15 protein-coding genes, 1 tRNA gene and 1 other RNA gene are annotated in these 14966 nt (G+C 38.9%); 14 read left to right on the forward strand and 3 right to left on the reverse strand.

Going from position 1 to position 14966, the window contains the following annotated elements; genetic code table 11:
- Window positions 1-55: 55 nt before the first annotated feature.
- Window positions 56-1342: a glutamyl-tRNA reductase gene (gene hemA, locus MST16_RS04565; protein WP_180011551.1), complete on the forward strand. Its 1287-nt coding sequence runs from the start codon at window positions 56-58 to the stop codon at window positions 1340-1342.
- Between the two features lie 51 nt (window positions 1343-1393).
- On the opposite strand, the gene MST16_RS04570 is transcribed toward hemA, so the two are convergent.
- Together MST16_RS04570 and MST16_RS04575 are read right to left on the reverse strand one after the other, a co-directional pair.
- The gene (locus tag MST16_RS04570) at window positions 1394-3322 is read right to left on the reverse strand and encodes a DNA primase (protein WP_180011553.1); all 1929 of its coding nucleotides are present in this window, start codon (window positions 3320-3322) and stop codon (window positions 1394-1396) included.
- A gap of 212 nt (window positions 3323-3534) precedes the next feature.
- Window positions 3535-4527: an outer membrane protein assembly factor BamD gene (locus MST16_RS04575; protein WP_078191356.1), complete on the reverse strand. Its 993-nt coding sequence runs from the start codon at window positions 4525-4527 to the stop codon at window positions 3535-3537.
- A gap of 71 nt (window positions 4528-4598) precedes the next feature.
- Here MST16_RS04575 and rluD point away from each other — a divergent pair, with 71 nt between their 5' ends.
- The 9 genes from rluD to MST16_RS04620 all read left to right on the forward strand — a co-directional run bounded on the left by rluD (window position 4599) and on the right by MST16_RS04620 (window position 12597).
- Window positions 4599-5651: a 23S rRNA pseudouridine(1911/1915/1917) synthase RluD gene (gene rluD, locus MST16_RS04580; RefSeq protein ID WP_078191355.1), complete on the forward strand. Its 1053-nt coding sequence runs from the start codon at window positions 4599-4601 to the stop codon at window positions 5649-5651.
- Between the two features lie 44 nt (window positions 5652-5695).
- Window positions 5696-6436, forward strand: a complete 741-nt coding sequence (pgeF, locus tag MST16_RS04585; RefSeq protein ID WP_180011555.1) for a peptidoglycan editing factor PgeF — start codon at window positions 5696-5698, stop codon at window positions 6434-6436.
- A 40-nt stretch (window positions 6437-6476) separates the two neighbouring features.
- Window positions 6477-7028 (forward strand): flavodoxin family protein, encoded by a 552-nt coding sequence (locus MST16_RS04590; RefSeq protein ID WP_180011557.1) that lies wholly within the window; start codon window positions 6477-6479, stop codon window positions 7026-7028.
- A 233-nt stretch (window positions 7029-7261) separates the two neighbouring features.
- Window positions 7262-8590 (forward strand): hypothetical protein, encoded by a 1329-nt coding sequence (locus MST16_RS04595; protein ID WP_180011559.1) that lies wholly within the window; start codon window positions 7262-7264, stop codon window positions 8588-8590.
- A gap of 76 nt (window positions 8591-8666) precedes the next feature.
- Window positions 8667-9743 (forward strand): YafY family protein, encoded by a 1077-nt coding sequence (locus tag MST16_RS04600; protein WP_180011561.1) that lies wholly within the window; start codon window positions 8667-8669, stop codon window positions 9741-9743.
- Entirely contained in the window at window positions 9743-10465 is a 723-nt protein-coding gene (locus tag MST16_RS04605; RefSeq protein ID WP_180007597.1) for a hypothetical protein, read from the forward strand. Before MST16_RS04600 ends, MST16_RS04605 begins: the two co-directional genes overlap by 1 nt.
- A gap of 27 nt (window positions 10466-10492) precedes the next feature.
- Complete coding sequence (locus MST16_RS04610; RefSeq protein ID WP_180011563.1) at window positions 10493-11287, forward strand: PD-(D/E)XK nuclease family protein; 795 nt, start codon at window positions 10493-10495, stop codon at window positions 11285-11287.
- Window positions 11288-11310: 23 nt separating this feature from the next.
- Window positions 11311-11985 carry a hypothetical protein gene (locus tag MST16_RS04615; protein ID WP_180011564.1) on the forward strand — a complete coding sequence of 225 codons (675 nt, stop codon included), beginning with the start codon at window positions 11311-11313 and terminating at the stop codon, window positions 11983-11985.
- A gap of 3 nt (window positions 11986-11988) precedes the next feature.
- Entirely contained in the window at window positions 11989-12597 is a 609-nt protein-coding gene (locus MST16_RS04620) for a hypothetical protein (RefSeq protein ID WP_180011566.1), read from the forward strand.
- 40 nt (window positions 12598-12637) lie between these two features.
- Here MST16_RS04620 and smpB read toward each other — a convergent pair whose 3' ends face one another.
- Window positions 12638-13111, reverse strand: a complete 474-nt coding sequence (smpB, locus tag MST16_RS04625; RefSeq protein ID WP_078191351.1) for an SsrA-binding protein SmpB — start codon at window positions 13109-13111, stop codon at window positions 12638-12640.
- 137 nt (window positions 13112-13248) lie between these two features.
- Here smpB and coaD point away from each other — a divergent pair, with 137 nt between their 5' ends.
- The 4 genes from coaD (at window position 13249) to MST16_RS04645 (ending at window position 14561) form a co-directional block, all read left to right on the forward strand.
- A complete protein-coding gene (coaD, locus tag MST16_RS04630) occupies window positions 13249-13740 on the forward strand; it encodes a pantetheine-phosphate adenylyltransferase (protein WP_078191350.1) in 492 nt (163 codons plus the stop codon).
- A 1-nt stretch (window position 13741) separates the two neighbouring features.
- On the forward strand, window positions 13742-14005 hold the full coding sequence (locus tag MST16_RS04635) for a YfhL family 4Fe-4S dicluster ferredoxin (protein ID WP_078191349.1): 264 nt from the start codon (window positions 13742-13744) through the stop codon (window positions 14003-14005).
- A gap of 26 nt (window positions 14006-14031) precedes the next feature.
- Window positions 14032-14411: RNase P RNA component class A (gene rnpB / locus MST16_RS04640), an RNA gene on the forward strand.
- Between the two features lie 73 nt (window positions 14412-14484).
- A tRNA-Met gene (locus tag MST16_RS04645) sits at window positions 14485-14561 on the forward strand.
- Window positions 14562-14966: the final 405 nt, after the last annotated feature.

Below are 14966 nucleotides of genomic sequence, written 5' to 3' on the forward strand. Positions count from 1 at the left end.
TTTTATGACACCGATGTTGCACAATAGCATAAATTTAGCGAAATGATGATCTGATATGTCTTTCTTTGCATTGGGTGTCAACCATCAAACCGCTTCTGTAGAGCTGCGTGAACAGATTGCATTTAACCCTGAAAAGTTAACTGCACTGCTTGAACAGCAAAGCCATACGCCTGAACTCAATGACATGGTGGTGGTGTCTACATGTAATCGTACCGAAGTCTATGCGATGTCTGAAAATGCAGACATGGTATTGAATTGGCTCGCCCAATCAAATGGTATCGATGTAAAGCAATTGTCAAATCATGTGTATCGTTATGAAAATGCACAGGCGGTGACACACCTCATGCGTGTGGCTAGCGGCTTGGATTCGCTCATGCTTGGTGAGCCTCAAATCTTAGGTCAAGTTAAAACGGCTTTGTCATTAGCCAAAGATGCCGAAACTGTCTCCCCAAATTTAAACCGTATTTTTGAATATGCCTTTTATGCGGCAAAACGAGTGCGTTCTGAAACAGCAGTCGGAAGTCATGCGGTATCGATGGGCTATGCTGTTGCTCAGCTCGCTTTACAGGTCTTTAGTCAACCTGAAAAATTGACGGTCATGATTGTTGCTGCTGGTGAAATGAATAGCTTGGTTGCGAAGCATTTGGCCGAAATGGGTGTGGGCAGAATTATTATCTGTAACCGTACACGTGCCCGTGCCGAAGCTTTATCGCAAGAGATTGCTCATCGTGTAGAAGTTGAAATTATTGATTTTGCAGATTTGGCAGACAATTTACATCGTGCAGATGTAATTTCAAGTTGTACCGGAAGCTTGCATCAAGTGATTTATTTTGCGGATGTCAAAGCAGCACTGAAAAAACGTCGTTATAAACAAATGCTATTGGTTGATTTGGCTGTACCACGAGATATTGAAGCCAAAGTTGAAAGTCTAGATGGCGTTTATTTATATGGTGTCGATGACCTGCAAACTGTCATTGAAGAAAATTTGGCTCAGCGTCGTCAGGCGGCAGTTGAAGCCGAAGTCATGGTCAATCAGCTTGCGACAGATTTAATCACGCAGCAAAAAGTGAATTTGGCTGGCTCGACGATTCATGCATACCGTGAACATGGTGAGTCATTGCGTCAAGAAGAACTGGCTTTGGCGCTGAATCGTCTACAAAAGGGCGAAGATGCTGCGAAGATTATGCAAGAAATGTCACATCGTTTAACCCAAAAGTTGCTGCATCCAACTTCTATCGTGCTGCGAAATGCAGCAATGGCGGAAGACCCTGCTTATTTTGAAATGTTAGAACAAAATTTAGTTAATGTGGCTGAAAATCGCCGTAAACCAAAAAATAAATAAGCTGATTCATTGAATAGCATGTCGTTCACAGCTTGAACTTGAAGTTAAAACTTAATCTTCAAGGAGGGTGAGCGATCTTTTTTTATCAATATCATAAATACGTTGTTTTAAATTACGCATTTCAGCAAGGCTAGAAAACTTATTCGACTTGATCTTGAGTTGTAAGAATTGATATTGCAATTTTGTCGATAAATCTGCTGCAAGTTTATCTGCCTGTTCAGGTGATGACGTATAGTCACTGATATTGGCATGCTCTAAAATATGTTGTAATTCATGATGATGAGCTGCACATGCACCGAGTACATAATAGGTCGATAACTCTGGGTCATCAGGCAATTCATCAAAAATCACATTGAAAATATTTAAAACGTGATAAAGCAAGAGATCTTGTGAAACTAAGGCGCGTAAAGGCTCAAAATGAATGTAGAGATAAGGATGATTGATTAAAATCGCAATCACATATTCTTCGGCATCAATTTTTGTACTAAAGCTCAATGATGCATCATTATTGACTTGAGGCTGCCACTTTCGGCTAAACCCTAATTTTTCACGGAAATATTGCTGTAGCAAATAACGATATGAACCACCTTTCGGCAACAGTTCAGTCAGTTGTCTCAGTTCGCCCATCACCTGACTTTTACCTTCAGGCGAAGCAACATTATGATTTTGCGTTAAATGTGCAAAAACAAACTCAGAAAGTAGCGGTGAGGTGTCCAGTAAACGTCGAAAATTTTCAATACCTTCACGGCGGATCAGTGAATCTGGGTCGTGGTCATTTGGCAAAACAAAGAATTTAAGTTCACGTCCATCATTCAGTAATGGCAGTGCAATTTCGAGCGTACGACGAGCTGCTTTTTGACCTGCGGCATCACCATCAAATGCAATGGTAATACGGCTATTTTGCTTAAATAAAATGTTTAAATGTTCTGTATTACTGGCTGTCCCAAGAGTTGCTACAGCGCCATGAATGCCATATTGCTGAAGGGCAATGACATCCATATAACCTTCGACCATTAACCAGTCTTGGGCTTTTTGTTTACGGCCTTCATATAAACCATAAAGTAACTGGTTTTTATGGAAAACTTCAGAGTCTGGAGAGTTGATATACTTCGGTTTGATTTCATCATTTAGGGCACGACCACCAAAACCGACCACACGACCTTTCGCATCTCGAATCGGGAAAATCACCCGCTCGCGCAGTAGGTCAAAGTCACGACCACTGTCACTGGTTCGAATCAAACCGAGAAGTTTGAGTCCTTCGATATCTTGTGGAAAGGCTTTTTCCAGATGTTGCCAATCTTCAGGGGCATAGCCTAAACGCCAATAGGCGATGGTGTCTGCACTGAGACCCCGTTGTTTAAAATAAGCTTGCCCAATTGGACTGAGCGGAAGTTGTTGCTCATAAAACTGTGCGACATTTTCCAGCAAGTCATATAAGTTTCCGTCTTGCGGCACATCTTCAAAACCATTGGCAACTTGGTCAAAGTGAGCAAACGGATCGTTCCCATAAAAGGCATCTTCGTTATTTTGAAACTCAGCAAATGGGTCGTGTTCGAAATTTACTGCAGCAGGAGTTGTGTCGGTTTCGCCTGTTTTTGGCGGCAGAGCTTTTGCTTCGATTGCAGGTTTTTGTACAGGTTTGGGTTTAGATTCGCGTTTATATTTGAGTTTATTGGAATCGTTATTGTCTTTCGGTAGTTCAATACCCGTTTGGCTTGATAAATCCTTCATCACTTCGATAAAGTTACGACTACCAATATCCATTAAAAAACGGATGGCATTACCATTGGCCTGACAACCAAAGCAGTGAAAATATTGTTTATCACGATAGACATGGAAAGATGGCGATTTTTCCTGATGGAATGGGCAGCATCCTGAGTAGGTGCGTCCAGTCTTTTTCAATTTCACAAATTGACCAATCACATCGACAATATCGGTGCGATCTAAAATTTGATCAATTGTATGTTGAGGAATGGCCATGCTGTTTTATCTGTCTATCTATTGAATTTGGGCAGTTCGTGAAATATGTTGAAATCAGCAATGCTGTAAGTTCAGGTGGAGATGCAGTACAGCATCGTCCATTGAACTATTGTATACCTTTTAATCTAACCGAATCTGTAGATCCTGAAAAGATAAAAGGGCAAGTATTCTAACTTGCCCTTTGTGAAAAATCGACCTTCGTTGCGACTAAATTATTCAGCTGATTCTGACGACTCAGTTTTTTCGCTATGAGGACGATCCAATAAGCCAAAGCTTAAACGATTGGTTAAACTACGCTTTTCTTCATCAGTTTCAACTGCGTCTGTAGAGGTTTGCTCAGACATCGTTTGTGCTTCTTTACCGAAAATACCTAAGGTTGCACGGTTAAGGAAGCTGCCTTCACTACGTGCAGCACGCATATTGACTGTACCGTCTGACTTCACAAGTTTTGGATAGTTCAGTTTAAGCACGTCTATGTATTGCTGAGACGTGGTTTTATCACCAAGTTTGTCATAACCATAGGCTACAGTCGCTAGAGCTTCTGGAACTTGTGGTGCTTGAGGATAATGTTCGATCACCCAAAGTGAACGTTCAACAGCAGCTAACCATGCTTTACGTTTTACATTAAAACGCGCCGCATTCATTTCGCTTTCAGCCAATTCTTGACTGATGAACTTCATACGTTGTGCGGCATCGACTGCATATTCGCTTGATGGATAGCGACGAATAAAGTCGACAAAGTTTTGATAAGCCACTTTGAGATAGCTCACATCACGATGTGATTGCTTTAAAGAGGTATAGCGAAGCAAACCATTGTAGTTTTGCTCCATATTTGAAACACCACGCACGTAGTACGCATAATCAACTTGCGGATGTTGTGGGTTCATACGAATAAAACGGTCTGCAAGTGCAATCGCACCTTCATAGTCTTTTTGCTGAAACTTTACATACAATAGTTCAAGTTGTGCTTGCTGCGCATAGTTACCTGTAGGGTAGTAGGTCTCTAGAGCTTCAAGGTGTTTTGCTGCATCTGTATATTGGTTACGTTCAAGCGCTTTTTGTGCTTTTTCGATATAAATCTGTTCGCTTGATTGTGGACCTGTGTCGACCACTTCTTTCTTTGGATTACTGCTACAGCCTACCATTGCCGATGCAATGCCTATTGTTAGAGCAAGCATTGTCATTTTATATTTTGGTAGCGACATAAAAATTCCTCTGTTAATACGGGCAATGAGCTACAATTGAACTATTAAACCACTTTTGTCTGAATGAGCAAATGAGTCAAGCACAATCTTCCAATTCTAATTTCCCTGAAACTGATTTCAATTTACTTGAAGATTCTGAGGATGCAGATAACCATACTTCAGACTCAACTGCAACACGTTTATCGTTGCAATTTCAATTGGATGAAAGCTATTTAGGACAACGTATTGATCAGGTTTCAGCACTGGTTTGGACTGATTTTTCTCGTGAAAAGCTAAAACAGTGGCTCAAAGAGGGCCATTTGTTGGTCAATGGTAACACTGTGAAACCAAAGTACAAATGCGAAGGCACAGAGTTACTGACTTTAGACGTCGAGTTAGAGGCACAAACCCGTAGCTTACCTGAAGATATTCCACTCAATATTGTCTATGAAGATGACGATATTATGGTGATTAATAAACCCGTCGGTATGGTTGTTCATCCAGGCGCTGGAAACAGTACAGGGACATTGGTGAATGCAATTTTGCATCACTACCCAAAATCTTCAGAGTTGACCCGTGCAGGTTTGGTGCATCGTATTGATAAAGACACCTCAGGTTTGTTGGTTGTTGCGAAAAACCTCGAATCCCAATTTTCTTTAAGTAAGCAATTGGCGAAGAAATCGGTTTACCGTATTTACGATTTGATCGTATATGGCAACATTATTGCTGGCGGTACAGTGGATGAGCCAATTAAACGTCATCCTGTTGATCGCATTAAAATGGCTGTCTTGCCGGGCGGTAAAGATGCAGTGACTCACTATAATGTGAAAGAACGTTTCCAAAACTTTACCCGCGTTCAAGCACGTTTAGAAACGGGTCGTACCCATCAAATTCGTGTGCATTTCACTTATATCGGTCATGGTCTTGTGGGCGATCAAGTGTATGTACCACGTGTACGTATGCCTGCAGGCGCGTCGATGTTATTAGATGACACTTTACGTGGCTTTAAACGTCAAGCGTTACACGCGGTTAAATTGGGTCTCGTTCATCCACGTACAGGAGAAGACATGATGTTTGAAGCACCATGGCCTGAAGACTTTAATCAATTGGTTGAAGTATTACGTAGCGAAAACAAAGCTTATTAAGTTTTAACCTGATTTACACGCCATAGATAGAAAAGGACGACAACATGCAATTTGTTCAGGGACTTCCACAGGGTGTTTTTGTGGGACAAACTCGAGTTCATCATGATCAGACGCAACCCGCTGAACAACCTGAACTGGCAGGATTTAATCTGGCATTGCATGTAGGAGATGATGCAGCGCGTGTGCAAAAGCACCGGATGCAATTGCTCAAAGACTTTGCTGAATATGGCGTGAATAAAATCAGTTGGATGAACCAAACCCACAGTACGCTATGCCATCGCATTGATGAACAGATCAACTTTGTTGCACCCCAAGGCGATGGTATGGTCACGCAGTCTAAACATCATGCCCTGATGATGATGACCGCAGACTGCTTACCCGTGGTTTTGGGTAATGCTGATGGGACTGAAGTTGCCAATCTGCATGCAGGTTGGAAGGGCCTGGCTAATGGTATTGTGGAAAACACCATTGCAGCCATGCATACTCAGCCAACATGGGCGTGGTTGGGGGCAGCCATTTGCCAAGAGAGTTTTGAAATTGGTGCAGAAGTCAAAGCTGCCTTTTGTTCCAAATATCCAGAACTTGAAAGTGCATTTAAAGCTGGTATAAAGGAAGGTAAATATTATGCTGATCTTTATGCGATAGCGCGTTATATTCTTGCATTACATGGGGTTAAAGCCGTAACAGGTGGCGACCAATGTACCTTTTTGCAAGCTGAAGAATATTTTTCTTATCGCCGCGAAGCGAAAACAGGACGTATGGCAACATTCGTCTTTATGCTTTGAAAATGCTAAACTTGACTGAATCTATCGACTTTTAAATGTTATGTCTTTGACTGCTAAATCTCTTGCTGTTGTTTACCACAGCCCCTATGGGCACACTGCCAAAGTGGCGAATTTCATTGTACAAGGTGCAGAAAAAGCCGGTGTAAAAGTCCATCTCATGAATGTAGAGCATGTGGATTGGGATGTGTTGGACAGCGCAGATGCCATAGTCTTTGGTTGCCCAACGTATATGGGTAGTATGAGTGCGGCAATGAAATTATTCATGGAGCAATCATCTAAACGCTGGTTAGCACGGACATGGCAAGGCAAGTTGGCTGCTGGTTTTACCAATGGTGGCGGCTTAAGTGGTGATAAATTGGCAGTATTGCAGCAAATTAATTTATTTGCCATGCAGCACGGCATGTTGTGGAGTGGTCTTCCATTGATGCCAACTGGACGGAGCACAACAGATTTAAATCGGATGTCGAGCTTTTTAGGTTTGATGACACAATCTGATAATGCGCCTGTTGAAGTCACTCCACCTACGGGCGATTTAGAAACCGCCATTTGGTTTGGTGAATATCTGGGGTTGTTGTTAAATAAAGTTAATTAATTTGTAAATAAATTATTTGAACTATCATTTATAAATCTTTGAAAACCCTAGTGATGGAAATATTACTGGGGTTTTTTATTGGCCTAAAATCTGTGAAAATTGGCATTTCGTATAACTAATATGTGATGTGAGTCACATATTACCATTCATTTGCGCCAAAGCTATTGATTTAATCTTCTCATAAATTTCACTCTGGATGAGTGGTAAATATTAAAAAGGATTAAACAATAGTAATGGCATTGACCTTATGTGTTTCTGACGTTGTTTTTGCAGCAGAAGGCTTGGTGGGATTAGCCGATGAAGAATTGTCTGCCATCAATGGTGCGGCATTGATGAATATGTCCTATACCGATCCTATTTTGGTCAACCAACAAATGGTCGATGAAAATATTGGTTTCTACAAACTCAGTTTAGATGCCGTCATGGATTTGAACGTCAATGTCAAAAGTTTGCAACTCGGCTGTGGTGGGGTAAATGGGTCAAATGGCTGTGATATTGATATTCGTCATCTAGCGCTGAGTGGTAATGTAACGTTGACCGATGCCAATGGTAATCCCGTCTTTAATGGTGATCGAGCGTCAACAAGTGCCAAACTAAAAAATCCATTTATTGAATTTGCAATTAAAAACCCTAAACAAGCCGCTTTACGCGAAGTTAAAGGCTTTCGTGTCAGTGCTGAATCAATTACAGGTTTACTGACCACTGGTATTCAAAACACGGGTGTGCCGACAGACGGGATTAAGTCACTGAGCGGTTATATGAAAATTGCACCGACTACAGGGACAGCAAAGACCCAAGCCGCGATCTTTGGGGATAGCAGTGGCGAGACTTTATCCGGTAACTTGGTGATTAATACGATTTGGAACAATGATCGTAGCTTTGTCAGCCAACCTGAAAATAGTCAAGGATTAAAAATTCCTTCAATGAATGTGCCGTTTACCGTCCCTGAAATTACCATCAACGGAAAACGACAAACTCAAGCCGTTGCCAAAAATATCAGTGCGACTGTACCGTCGATTCAACTCAACCGTGATAGTGGTAGTTTGCAGGTCAAACTTGACCGTAATTTGTTATGGGTAGAAGGGGCGCAGTTCTTTATGGATTCGGGTTCATCAATTGATGGTTTGAAAATGAACATTACCTTTGAGCAAGCCTTAAATATGATTCATAACATTCCATTAAATGGCACAGCAGGTTATTTATCGCTTCAATCTCAAGATATCAGTTGGCCAGATGCCAATGCAGATGATATTGCACGTACAGGTTGGTGGATGTCATTTAAAGACCCGATTAATATTGGCAAATTAAATCCAACATCTGAAGTAGATATTTCAGGCGTCTTGCCACAAGTTGCACAAAAAGTATCGCAAATTTTAACCAATGAACCGATTTATATTCCCTTAGGTTCTGCTGTTGGTGCAGCATTTGGTCTACCGATTTATAAAAATGTCGGTTCAATTAACCTCAGCAATGCCGGTGCGGCCAATTTAACTTTAAAAAATCAGGTCTTGGGGAATCAGGAAGTTCGAACAAACTGTTTTGGTGGGTTGAAATTCTGCTAAAAATTATTTGTGAGACATCATTTGTCTCACAAAGTTGATATGCTCATTTTTAACTTGATGAGCATATCTGAGTACAATGAAAAAAATACAATCTAAATTGATAAATAGAATATTAGCTTTATATAAGATAATTCCGAGATTTCCTCAAGAACAGGTTTCTATATCTACATTAAAGAAAAAAGTCAGTAGTAACTATTCAGAATGTATTGATGAACTTTCATTAATAAAAGCTATACGGAGAGATCTTGATTTATTACCAGAACTTTTAATTTCTGGAGAACTTATTTTAAAAGTGGGCAAAGGAAATCAACCTGCAACTTATCAGCTCAGCCAAGATGCGTGTATAGAGCCAATGTCTAAAGAGCTAGCACTTATTTTGGTTATGGCAAATGAATATTTACATCATAGTCTGCCTGATGAAATTTATACAAAAGTTGAGGGTTTTTTTCAGTCTGCTGAATTGCAACTTCAGCAAAATACAAAATTGAATGGCTGGAATAAGCGTGTGCGATTTATTCCTGATGGATATGGGGAGATAGAGAAAGCGCAACATCATATCGAAATTCAACAGTTAGTTTATAAAGCATTATTACAAGGTGATGTTTGGCTTAAAGCAAAATATCGAAAAGAAGGTACGCAGCAAATAGGAAACTATACGTTAAAGCCACAAGGAATTGTCCAATTTGGGCAAAAACCATATTTGATGGCAAGTAAAATAGATTCTAAAAAAAGTGTATTAAGAACATTTAATATTTTAAATTTTGAATTTTTAGAAATAGTTCCTGAGAAAATAGCAATTGATATAGATGCATATGATTTAGATGATTTAATTGAAAAACGCGAGTTTGAAGATGCCTATTTTAACCGTGAAGAAATTGACATTTTTTTTGTGTTTCAAGAAATATTATTGGATGAGCTGACGCGTAATCCTTTGGGTGATTGTCAATCTATAGTAAAAATAGATGAAGGTTATTATGAATTAAATACAAGTTGTATTTTTACAATGAGCCGTATGGATTGGTTAATTCAAAATGCTGAGTATATACAAATTATAGGACCCGATGAATTAAAGGAGGAAGTTGCGGATCGGATAATGAGAGCAGCTGAAAAGCATGAAGTTTTTAACCAATTAAATTTTGGAGATTATGAGTAATGTCTTCAAAAATATCTATGATTAACCAACTTCTTCATTTATCTGAATTAGTAAACTCATGTTATTTGATAGAAGAAGTGCTTAGTGAAAATTTATATTTAGCAATAGAACAGTTGATCCGTAATGATCAAAATAAACGATACCCTGATGTGCGCTGGCATACGGTTAGATGGGATGTCTGCGCAAACTTTGAGTATAAAGAAATTTGGTTTTCTCCGATTTTGGGGAGTAATATTCAAACAAATCACCAACATTTAAATATAGATGAGTGCTATGCATTTTTTAAGTTAACGATTCAGAATCATGATAAAAAAGAAGTTTATTTGGATGATTATTTTGCAAATAACGGAAATCGTTTACCAACGGTAAATTTTTTTAATCATACAAATGGTTTTGTTTGTATTCAATTTCATTTAAATAAAAACATGATATACAAGAATGATCAACAAACATGCATTTCAAAAGCAAGGAGTTGGAAAAAAAAGAGGAATGAACTTATTCAGCAATACGGTGAGCTCACAACATTTGGTTTTAAATTAAATGAAAGTGAAGGTTATTGGTATTTAATTATTGAAACTCTTGATCCAGTTCAAGTCGCTACGGATTTTGAGAATAAAGAATTTATAGGTTCACTGGATCCTGTTAAAGATGCCTTTAAAAAAATATATCAGGCTTTAGATATATTTGATTTAATTGAAAAGAAGGCAAAATTATTAATTTAAAAACGATTTAGAATGTTGGGGGTATAATTGGAATTTCAGGATATAGCGAAAAATTCCTCTGAGAATTTTTTAACACATAGTGTATGTTTAATGGAAACTGAAATAGTTTCTGCTAAAGAACAGAATTGTTCGAAACAGTTAGAAGCTTTTTTTAAAGCTTGGCAAAAGATAAGTCTTGATATACCAACACCTGAAAAAGTCATCAGTGTTGATCATTTGAATTTAAGCAGGTTTTTTGATGCCTATAAGAAAGCCTTATTTCCTGTTCTAGAAGCTAGAGAAGCAGGCTTATTACTAAATGTCTGGAAAAATTCAGGTTTAGGCAGTGATGAAGTTCGTAATTCAAAGGTTTTGAAATGGTTTCTAGATTGTAGTGGTGATCATGGTCAAGGTAATAAGATACTATTACAATTTTTGAAACTGTTAGAAGCTCCTTTTTGTGATTTTCAATCAGAATTTTATTCTACTATCGAAGAATGTTGTCCGTTAGGTAATTTAGAAAGTAGAGTGGATATAGAAATTGATGCTCTAGAGTTTCTATTATTTATTGAAATAAAAATTCATGCAAATGAGAGTTTTCAGCAATTAGAGCGTTATAGAGGAATTGCAAAGAAAAAAGCTGCAGGAAGACCTTGGTTAATCGTTTATTTAACAAAAGATGGAAAGCTACCAACAGATTATTTAGATAATGCTGAGGGGTTACGTGGGCTTTCATGGGGAAGAATGGCTAAAGCATTTAAAAAATATGCCAATAGTCAGAACTTAAATAATCGAAGCCTATGGCTATTAAGCCAGTTTGCTGATCATACAAAAATGTTTTAAAAAATTGAAATTAGGAGAATCAAATGAACAATATGCAAGCAGTGGAACTTATCATCAAGAATATTGAATATTTGGAGGATGCAAAAAAACTATTAGAAGGTGAAATTTCTGAAAAAATATGTGCAGCTTTAGACAGTAAAATACATAATTTTATCGACGATTTTGAAGATAAATGGGAGGGAGTATTTAATTTTTATGATAACTGTTATAGCCAATTTGCACCTGAAAAATGGCGAGTAACAAATGGTGATACCTTTAAACACCAGCAGTTTTATGCGAGATACTTTTTAGGCTATGAAAGTGATGAAACTGGTGGAGATTCGACGGAATGGTTTTTAACGGCTTTACTAAAAAATGATAAAGAGAAGTTGGTTTTCAATTTTTATCCTTGGAGAGAAAATTTTATAAAATGTACGGTAAAAGATTGGAAGGATTTTGCGAGTGAAAGTAATCAAATGTATCAGCAAATTGAAGAATTTGGCTTTAAATATAATGCAAAGCAAGGAAGTTGGTACTTAATTATTGATGGAATTGATCCAGAAAAACTAATTGAAAATTATAAAAATGAAACAATTGAAGATGCTTTAGAACCTTTTGAAATCGCATTAAAAAAATTACAGCAAGCACATCCGTATTTCGACGCAATTGTAACATCTGCGAAAAATAAATTTAACAATGAAGCAATTGGTGTTGTGTAGATTATGAATGAAATTTTTTGGGAAAATTATCCATCTAGTTCAGTAAAATTAACAAGTAAAGATGACAGAATATTTTTATTATTTGAAGGTAAATCGACTGAATATGGGCGTTACTTTTCAGGAAAAATTGAGTTGCACCTTTCATTAGAGGAACAGGTCGCTTCGGGTTTAATTCAATATCGTTATCAGGATGGTTTAGAGGAAGAGTTTGCTTATAAATTGACAGGTGCATTTGAAGATGACTCTTGGGAATACTTTACGGGTAACTGGGAAGAAAATGGTGAACTTGAAACTTTCGAAGCCTTATTAGAAATTGGTGAGCAAGAGGTATTGAATGCTGTTGATGTAGAAGTTGATAAAGAGGCAGTTGTCTTTGATCACCTTACAGCAGAAATAAATATTGCTAAGAAAAAAACCATTGACCGTCATGGTGCTATGCGACAACGAGCAGCAAGAAGTGACGCAAGAGTAAGAAAAATTCAAAGAAGTATTGAACTTTATTATGGTTTACCTCAAGGCTCGGTACGGCTTGTAAATCCTGATAAAAGCATAATCCACCCTTCCGCAAAAATAGGTACCCTTCGTGGAAGATGGATAAGTGAGGACGCTTAACCATAAAAAAACCTCCATTTTGGAGGTTTTTTTATTGAACTTATTTATGAAAAATACGGGCTTTATCGCGCTGCCAATCACGGTCTTTTTCCGTTGCACGCTTGTCGTGAAGCTGCTTACCTTTTACTAGGGCGATTTCAAGTTTGGCATGAGGACCTTTCCAGTAACATGCCAAAGGCACACATGAATAACCTTTTTGGTTAATCGCACCTTGTAGTTTTTCAATTTCACGGCGGTTCAGCAATAATTTACGTGTACGTGTTGCTTCAGGCACCACATGTGTCGAAGCACTCAGTAAAGGTTGCACTTGAGCGCCGAATAAAAATGCTTCACCATTTTTAAACGTAATATAGCTCTCTACGATAGTCATACGACCCGCACGCATTGATTTGACTTCCCAGCCTTGTAATGAAAGACCCGCTTCAAATTTTTCTTCAATGAAATAATCGTGACGCGCACGCTTATTTAGGGCAATCGTACTGCTACTATTTTTTTTAACTACTGCTTTCGTCATAATCAAAAACTTCCAAACTTAGCACTATTGTACCCGAACTTTGAATAAGATGAAGTTTTTAAATTTACAAGCTGACTTCACCTATAAATCAAGATTTTGTTAAAATACCCGTCTACAAAATAACAGAGTACAACTGGATGTCTAAAACTCGTGTAATTTATCCGGGCACATTCGATCCAATTACTAATGGTCATATCGACTTAGTGACACGTGCATCACGCATGTTTGACGAAGTTGTCGTGGCAATTGCAATTGGACATCACAAAAACCCTGTGTTTAGTCTGGAAGAACGTGTTGCACTAGCGCAAGAGTCTTTAAGTCATTTGTCAAATGTTGAGTTTGTAGGTTTTGATGGGCTGTTGGTCAACTTCTTTAACGAGCAAAAAGCAACAGCCGTATTACGTGGTTTACGTGCAGTTTCAGATTTTGAATATGAATTTCAATTGGCAAATATGAATCGCCGTTTGGATAGTAAATTTGAAGCGGTGTTCTTAACCCCATCAGAGCAATATTCGTTTATTTCATCTACGCTCGTGCGTGAAATTGCACGTTTAAATGGTGATGTCACTCAGTTTGTACCACAAGCTGTTGTGGAAGCCTTTAAGCGTAAACAACAGCAAGGTTGGTAGAGTGTCTTTATATATCACTGATGAATGCATCAACTGCGATGTCTGTGAACCTGTATGCCCCAATGAGGCGATTTTCATGGGGGAGCTCATTTATGAGATTAACCCTGATTTGTGTACGGAATGCGTTGGGCATCACGATAAACCGCAGTGTCAGTTGTTCTGTCCAGTGGATTGTATTCCATTGGATCCGGCACATCCTGAAACTCAGGAACAGCTTCAACAAAAGTACGAAAAACTAACTGCTCAAAAAACATCAAGCAATTAGTTGTCAGATTTGTTAGAATGCGCCCCGAAGTGAACCAGACGATCGCTGCTGTGTATAGGTCTCCGTGACTAAAGCAGGGGAGGAAAGTCCGGGCTTCATAGGGCAAGGTGCCAGGTAACGCCTGGGCGGTGTGAGCCGACGGAAAGTGCAGCAGAGAGTAGACCGCCTTCATTATGGTTTCGAGTAATCGAAATCGGAGGTAAGGGTGAAAGGGTGCGGTAAGAGCGCACCGCGTGTCTGGTAACAGTTCACGGCATGGTAAACCCCACCGGAAGCAAGACCAAATAGGGATCCTTTAGGCATGGCCCATGCTGGATCCGGGTAGGTCGCTTGAGCGTATGAGTGATTGTACGCCTAGAGGAATGATCGTCCTCGACAGAACCCGGCTTATCGGTTCACTTCAACAAATTTTGATCAAATACGCGCATTATGGGCTTGACGATATTTAAATATCCCTCCATAATGCGCGCACAGTTTAAGGCTATGTAGCTCAGTTGGTTAGAGCACCGCACTCATAATGCGGGGGTCACAAGTTCAAGTCTCGTCATAGCCACCATATTCAAAAAAAGACCACTCCGATTGAGTGGTCTTTTTTTGTTTCGACGTTTTAAAATCGAAAGTTTTATCATCATAACTGATGTTAAGCAGTAATATCAGAAGCGCTATTTGATTCAAATAAAAGAACGATACGCGGTAAGGTCATCCGCAAGTGTTTGAGACAAGACTATATCTATTCAAAAATATTTTTTGCGATACTTTGAATAATTTGACGCTAGTGAACGAGTTTTGTCGGTGAGGTGCATTGCACCGCAATATGGTTTCCTTGCGAAGCACGCTTCTCATTTTGCCGAATGAGAAACAACGTTTCGTAAGAGTACCTCCAGCTGAAGGCTAATCCCTTTATTTAAACCCTAGATGTAAGACTCCGTCGAATAGGCTTAAAAATCATTTTTTAAAAAAA

It is taken from the genome of Acinetobacter sp. YH16040_T (genome assembly GCF_024605785.1).
Classification (GTDB): Bacteria; Pseudomonadota; Gammaproteobacteria; order Pseudomonadales; family Moraxellaceae; genus Acinetobacter; species Acinetobacter amyesii.

Excerpts from the sequence above, each read along its gene's own strand:
- hemA (WP_180011551.1), top strand. The coding sequence starts at position 56 with ATGTCTTTCTTTGCATTGGGTGTCAACCATCAAACCGCTTCTGTAGAG.
- MST16_RS04570 (WP_180011553.1), bottom strand. The coding sequence starts at position 3,322 with ATGGCCATTCCTCAACATACAATTGATCAAATTTTAGATCGCACCGAT.
- MST16_RS04575 (WP_078191356.1), bottom strand. The coding sequence starts at position 4,527 with ATGTCGCTACCAAAATATAAAATGACAATGCTTGCTCTAACAATAGGC.
- rluD (WP_078191355.1), top strand. The coding sequence starts at position 4,599 with ATGAGTCAAGCACAATCTTCCAATTCTAATTTCCCTGAAACTGATTTC.
- pgeF (WP_180011555.1), top strand. The coding sequence starts at position 5,696 with ATGCAATTTGTTCAGGGACTTCCACAGGGTGTTTTTGTGGGACAAACT.
- MST16_RS04590 (WP_180011557.1), top strand. The coding sequence starts at position 6,477 with ATGTCTTTGACTGCTAAATCTCTTGCTGTTGTTTACCACAGCCCCTAT.
- MST16_RS04595 (WP_180011559.1), top strand. The coding sequence starts at position 7,262 with ATGGCATTGACCTTATGTGTTTCTGACGTTGTTTTTGCAGCAGAAGGC.
- MST16_RS04600 (WP_180011561.1), top strand. The coding sequence starts at position 8,667 with ATGAAAAAAATACAATCTAAATTGATAAATAGAATATTAGCTTTATAT.
- MST16_RS04605 (WP_180007597.1), top strand. The coding sequence starts at position 9,743 with ATGTCTTCAAAAATATCTATGATTAACCAACTTCTTCATTTATCTGAA.
- MST16_RS04615 (WP_180011564.1), top strand. The coding sequence starts at position 11,311 with ATGAACAATATGCAAGCAGTGGAACTTATCATCAAGAATATTGAATAT.
- MST16_RS04620 (WP_180011566.1), top strand. The coding sequence starts at position 11,989 with ATGAATGAAATTTTTTGGGAAAATTATCCATCTAGTTCAGTAAAATTA.
- smpB (WP_078191351.1), bottom strand. The coding sequence starts at position 13,111 with ATGACGAAAGCAGTAGTTAAAAAAAATAGTAGCAGTACGATTGCCCTA.
- coaD (WP_078191350.1), top strand. The coding sequence starts at position 13,249 with ATGTCTAAAACTCGTGTAATTTATCCGGGCACATTCGATCCAATTACT.